The sequence below is a fragment of the Thalassoglobus sp. JC818 genome (assembly GCF_040717535.1).
Classification (GTDB): Bacteria; Planctomycetota; Planctomycetia; order Planctomycetales; family Planctomycetaceae; genus Thalassoglobus.
Genome location: NZ_JBFEFI010000009.1, coordinates 134554 through 140749, shown reverse-complemented (window position 1 = coordinate 140749; position 6196 = coordinate 134554). Strand labels below are relative to the sequence as shown.

The 6196-nt window shown below is 50.8% G+C and carries 5 protein-coding genes and 1 tRNA gene; 3 read left to right on the top strand and 3 right to left on the bottom strand.

Annotated features, from left to right (window positions below):
* Both AB1L42_RS20655 and AB1L42_RS20650 read right to left on the bottom strand, forming a co-directional pair.
* Positions 1-461, bottom strand: a 461-nt coding sequence (locus AB1L42_RS20655; protein ID WP_367060797.1) for a hypothetical protein, incomplete at its 3' end; no start/stop codon positions are given.
* Between the two features lie 231 nt (positions 462-692).
* Positions 693-986 (bottom strand): PEP-CTERM sorting domain-containing protein, encoded by a 294-nt coding sequence (locus tag AB1L42_RS20650; protein WP_367060794.1) that lies wholly within the window; start codon positions 984-986, stop codon positions 693-695.
* Positions 987-2553: 1567 nt separating this feature from the next.
* Here AB1L42_RS20650 and AB1L42_RS20645 point away from each other — a divergent pair.
* The 3 genes from AB1L42_RS20645 to AB1L42_RS20635 all read left to right on the top strand — a co-directional run bounded on the left by AB1L42_RS20645 (position 2554) and on the right by AB1L42_RS20635 (position 5654).
* A complete protein-coding gene (locus AB1L42_RS20645; RefSeq protein ID WP_367060791.1) occupies positions 2554-3504 on the top strand; it encodes a DUF1559 domain-containing protein in 951 nt (316 codons plus the stop codon).
* Between the two features lie 216 nt (positions 3505-3720).
* A complete protein-coding gene (locus AB1L42_RS20640) occupies positions 3721-4095 on the top strand; it encodes a hypothetical protein (RefSeq protein ID WP_367060788.1) in 375 nt (124 codons plus the stop codon).
* Between the two features lie 110 nt (positions 4096-4205).
* Positions 4206-5654, top strand: coding sequence for a carboxymuconolactone decarboxylase family protein (locus AB1L42_RS20635; protein ID WP_367060785.1), 1449 nt, complete (start codon positions 4206-4208; stop codon positions 5652-5654).
* Positions 5655-6012: 358 nt separating this feature from the next.
* Here the strand turns inward: AB1L42_RS20635 and AB1L42_RS20630 are convergent.
* Positions 6013-6085: transfer RNA gene (locus AB1L42_RS20630), tRNA-Lys, on the bottom strand.
* Between the last annotated feature and the right edge of the window lie 111 nt (positions 6086-6196).

Below are 6196 nucleotides of genomic sequence, written 5' to 3'. Positions count from 1 at the left end.
GACAAGTTCGACTCGAATTGTCGAATTTCTCGTGGGGGGATTTCAATTCCAGCAACGAGAATCGCGTGAGATGCCATCCGGCCAAAATCAAAGCTCTTGTTTAACTTGTCGACACTCTCTTCTTCGAAGGCAACTCGCAACTTCTCAATCGCATGCATAAACTCGTCATACATCGGATCTTGTTGCGGATCACTTGGAGTGGCAACCGGCGCAGATACGGGTTGCTTTCCCACAATGTCAGTGCGTTGGGCAAGTCCATTACGAGGCATGAGAAACGCAACGCAGACGATTGCGATTCTGCCTGCTTGAGAACATGGAGAAGGCGACCAAGCTGTCGCCAGAAGTCTCTTTAGGTTTTCCAAAAGACGAAACAAAGCGAGATATAAGCCCATCGTCGATCCCCGATCTGGCAGCTGCGTAAAGTCACGCCGGAAAGTCTCGAGGAATCTTACGGTATCCATGTTGGGATTACATCTCGGAATGGAGAGAAATGGAAACGGAGCGTCCCCTCCTGTCCGGGGTTTGCGATCTCGAAGTCAGAACTCGGACGGCAGCGTTGGTCATTCGAATTCAAGACAATTCGTCCTGTTTAATTGTCTCTGTCAGAAGATGATCTCATGTCCCGAAACCAGTCTGCCAAATTCTATCGACTCCCGTTCCGTTTGACTGATTGTGTAAACTCTCCAGCTGGCTTACACGGAATTGTTCTTCGATCTTCGAGTCTGTTGGCGTCTTCTGGCGAGGTTCAAGAAACCGAGACTCCCCAGGCCGATCAATACGAATGAAGATGGTTCGGGGACCACATTTGACTGAAATCGGTTGTTCACGATGCCTACGTCGATGGAATCAACGGAGAACGTTGGTAGAGCATTCGGCACTTGAATTGTGAAATCATTTCTAAATTTCGTTTGGTCGAAAGTACTCCCAAAGTTAATCGTCGGATTTGTCGTGTTGTATGTTTGAATTGTTATAAGCGAAAAGAACATTGTGACTGAAACGTTGACCGGCACTTGGAACACGCCAGTTGATACCGACTGATTTGAAAAAGATTGGAGTTACTGGCACAAACATTACAGCTGAGGGAGTCCGGCGATTTCGCGATAAGCGGCCAGATTGCGTCCTGATCACTTCCGACTGAAAATGGGCTTGTGAATTCCGTTCAGAAAAGACTGAACCAGAATAGAGTCGGACAGTCCAACCGATGAAGGGGAGAGAATTCAGAAGCGAACCGATCATGTGAAGGTCACGTTGCTTGTCTGGAGCACTCACAACGTCAGGCGCGCTGGCGCCAGATGGGCTGATCCGTGAGTTCGAAGATTGGAGTTTCGACCTGAATGAGCTTCTCATCAGGTCAAGGCTGAAGACTTGAGTCGTAGCTCTTGGGCAGGTAGAGCACTGCTCGAAGCTTTCGCGTGTGTCAAGTCTTGGGTTGACAGGTTTAGTAATTCTTGTCAACTTTGATGTATTCAGAAGGCCGTACATGCAACACGTTCCACTACCAAATTGGAAGCGTCTCGCATCCGCACTAGTTTTTAGCTGCGGTTTGTTAATCGGTACGTCTGGATCTGCTTGGGCAACTTGTGGTGATTATCTCATGATTCATGAGCCGGGAGCCACCAGTCTGGCAGGTGGGATGATACCGAACATCAACCGGCCACCGTTGCCCGCGGATGTCTATTTAGGCTTTCCGCTTCAAAGTGAACGTGGTCCGAGTCCCTGTCATGGTCCAGGCTGCCGAGGGAATCAACCCAATCCTGTGCCTTCTGCTCCAGTTTCACTCGAAAGTGAAACTCAGACAGCATTTGTGCCGCAAGCATGGACTTCACCAGGTTTTGACGTGTCCTGGCGACATGTTTCTTCAAATCGGGTCGAGGACAATTCTGGGCACTCTCCATTGGAACGTCCTCCCCAATCCTTCTACTTCTCCTGCTGAGAAGCGATTCGCTAAGCCGCAATGTTCTCCATGTTTTCAACAGCGTGGTTTGAGCCATTTTGGCAAAGTCGGTTACGGCGTATTGAACTGCGCGACGATCTTTCGCTCTAGGATATTCTTTTGCCGCAGGTGTCCAATGGGATCATGTTGCATTGGCAGAAGATGAGACGCGAAGCTTCGATATCACGTTCGGAACGTCGGTCTGCTAAGGCAGTTCGGACTCCAGGTGAAATTGCAGTTCGGGATAGTCGGCAGTCGCGGTGACGTTTTGGAAGCTACGGTTCACCAACTCGTAGGTTGGTCGGCAACTTCGTGGTGAAGTGTGCCTTGCGAAGCAGAATCGTTTCGTTTTCGGCGAGAAGAAATTCGCGTACATCGCTATCTCAGCAGTTCGATCTAAGGCACCGTTGCTAGTGTAGCGCAGAGTTGTGAACACAGCTCTCGAACGCAGTTAATCGGCGTGTAAATAGTACGCACTGAGCGTCGCTCTATCTGGTCGATTCTTTACATGTTGATCCGCTTGCCGTGTTGGTCATCCGAGGGCCGACGGCAGTTTTCGAGTTATTCTCTCGTTCTATTTCTTTATGTTCGTGTTTGTATCTATTGATTGAGGAATTGTCATGAAGCGTTCTCGAGGTTTTACCTTGATAGAGTTGCTCGTAGTGATCGCGATAATTGCGATTCTCATTGCATTGTTGCTCCCAGCTGTGCAACAGGCTCGCGAGGCAGCTCGAAGAACTCAGTGTAAGAACAACTTGAAACAACTTGGGCTGGCGATGCACAACTATCACGACACCATCGGGTGTCTTCCGCCTGGTGCGGGTGGGAATCGTTTTTCGCCCCATGCCCATATCTTGCCCTACATCGATCAGGCTCCGCTGTTTCAAACGATTGATTTCAATGTCCTGCCGACTCACGCCAATAACGCCGGTCCTTTCGCGGTAAACCTTCCGGCGTTTCGTTGTCCGTCCGATCCTGACAGCCTGCCGCAGGACGCTGGTGGAAGAAACAACTACTGGACGAACAACGGGACAGGTGTTCTTAATGGGTATCCATCTTCAGACTCTTCGAATCCAAATTTCGGCATGCCAATTCCGAACGGTGTCTTCTTCAACTCGAGTCGAACCAAGTTTCGCGACATCGTCGATGGCGCCAGTAATACCGCGATGATGGCGGAGAAAATGTTGGGAGACGGAAGCAACGGAATCTCGACTCCGCAGACGGACACCTATCAGCCAGGGACTTATCCCAGCAACGCTGACGAAGCTTATCAATTTTGCCTGGACGTCGATGTCGATGACCTCTCCATGCAGGGAGTCTCCAATATCGGTGTCCCCTGGATTCTGGCCGACAATGACGCGACCTACTACTACCATTCGCAACCCCCAAATGGTCGATCGTGTCGCTATCCTCCGGGCCGAATGGCAGCAGCGGCAAACAGTCGTCACATCGGTGGGGTGCATGTTCTGTTGTGCGACGGATCAGCCCGATTCGTTTCCTCAAGTATCGATCTGGGTGTGTGGCGTGCGATCGGGACAAGAAACGGAAATGAAACTGTCGCTGAGTTTTAGCAGGCAGCTTTCATCCAGCCGTTTCTTCAAGCTTCATCGCTCTGCACTCGAGCAGCGAGCCATGGTGTTGCAAGTTCAGTGATGAGTCAAACGGACTCCATTCACAGTTGAAGGACACTACAAGCAGCGAGTGCGCGGGCTCAATCAATTCATTTCGATCCTATCTCGAAGAGTTGCGACGCCGTCACTCTTTGAAATCATAAAGAGGAATTGTGTATGTGGAATTCACTTCGTGATCACTCCACCCTGCTTGTGCTGTTGATTGTGTTGCTTCAGGGGTGCGATTCATCTTCCAGGTCACTCGCTCTGGACGAAGAACAAGCTCGCGCAGCATGTGAGACGTTCTTAAAGACCTGGCAAGCGGGAGAATCGGTCGAGTCCCTGAAACCAACAGTTGTCGGACGTGATATCGCCTGGGACGCCGGCCAGCGTCTCGTTTCCTTCGAGTTTCAGCCAGAAGAATTCAATGATGGCACGAATCTCCACATCCCTGTGACGTTAGTTCTGGAGGATGGAAAGGGTAAGTCGGCGAATTCAAAAGTCGTTTATGTCGTTGGAACGTCGCCAGTGATCACCGTCTTTCGTGAGTGAATCGGCGACTGTAGAAACCTCAGAGAGCGCTGCTCAACTGCAGACAGGCTTCGAAAGAGATTCATAAGAGACTTATATACCCCTTCGTAAAGACAGAGGAGTCTAAGACAATGAAAAGAAATGTCCTGCTAACCCAGTGTCTCGGATTAGTCTTTCTGGCTTGCCCAGTTGAGGCAGAGGTGATCACCACACCGCGACCAATCCCAGCGACTCGACCTGCGATGAAGGAGTTGTTGGAAGACATGAAGGTTCGTCCCTATCGATTCCCACTACCGGAGTTGACGGCTGAGGATCGAGAAAACCTCGGCGACCGAGCTGATAGTTATGAGAGTCGCTTGAAGTACCACTACCTTCCGTATCAGGAGGAACGAGGACCAGCAACTTCAAGTCGTAGCGGCTCCACAGCGGGAAGTGAGAGATCGACTTCTCGGTCTTCGCGTGGAAACTCAGATGAGAATATGACTCTCTCTTATCCGTTCAAAACGATGTTGTTCTGGGTCGTTTCGCGAACGAATAACTGCCAATACTGCCTCGGACATCAAGAGCAAAAACTAGCGGCAACTGGAATGACTGAAGATCAAGTCGCAGCCTTGGATGCAGACTGGTCTCAATACTCACCCGCAGAGCAGACTGCATTTGCGTACGCTCGCAAGCTGACCTATGAGCCTCACTTGCTCAACGATCAAGACTTCGAGGCATTGCGGGAACACTATTCGGATCTTCAGATTCTGGAGATGACGATGTCGATCGCGAGAAACAACGCGACGAATCGGTGGAAAGAGGGAACCGGAATTCCGCAGTCTTCGAGTGGGATTCGTTTTTTCGCTGCCGCTGATGGTACGGTTCCAAGTGGCTCTGCGTTGCCAATTGAAAGCTATCTAACTCCGACATCGCAGGAGTTTCAGAATGTTATTTCACAAGTTGCTCCGCTCCATCTGGACAAATCAGGTCAGCCTACAGGCCGGGGCGTTCACCATCGTCCTGATCTGGAAGCTCCGTCGGTTCTTCGCGAAAAGCTACTCGCTGCGAAAGAGCGAAGTCCAAGACTTTCGGTAATGGATGAAGAAGCTGCACGAACTGCACTCGGTGAATACGCTCCCGAGGGAGAGTTGCCACTTTGGGTGCGACTCGTAGCAACTTTCCCGAATGCGAGTCAGCGACGAATGGAAGCAATCCTTCAACTCGACAAGCCAGCCGAAGTTGAGGGAGATCTTACTCCGCTCATGAAAGCACAAGTTCGATGGATCGTGGCTCGCCAAGATCGAGCCTGGTACGTCGTGGCACAGGCGGAAAAGCGATTGAAGGAACTGGGACAGGCAGAGGCAGAGATCGAAGCTCTCGATCACAACTGGGAAGAATTTAGCGACGCCGATCGCTCGCTGTTTACGTTTGCTCAGAAGCAGGCAATGACACCGATCGCAGTGACCGACGCCGATGCTGCTCATGCTCTAGAAACGAACAGTCCGCGCTCAGTCGTGCAACTCATCGATTTTGTCACCGGTTGTGTGTATCTCAATCGGGTAACGGAAGCGGCAAATCTTCCAGCGATCGGAGATTGAAGCAAGTGGTGAGCACGTCTTGGTGTCATCTGCTCGCCTCATGAGCAGGTGGCACCGAGCACACCCAACCAAACACGAAGATGTGATAGGATCAAAATCCGATCGCGTTCCACTGATTGAGTCTGAACTTCTGAGAGTATCGGCTGAGATCTCAAGTTCAGCATAAGAAGAGACCGTGTTCCGCTGAGTGAGGCACGGGCTACCAGCGACAGTCAGCATCTCGAAGAGAGATCCGGCAGAGAGAAGCAATCTTGCCGTTCGGTGGAGCATCGGACGAATGATCCGATGCTCTGCTCGTGACTGAAAATGAAACACCTAGTGCTTCAGAACGGAAAAGAGTGCTGGAATTCCGTTCGAGTGAGAGCGCAGGGACTTGAACCCTGGACCTACGGATTAAAAGTCCGTTGCTCTACCAACTGAGCTACGCTCCCGGTCCGTTCGCTTTTCTGGAATGGGTGCTGTTCTTCTAAGGTATTCTTAGGAAAGGACTTTCATCATCTGTCGGCGATGAACTGATTGACCACATGGATCGTTCAAACATC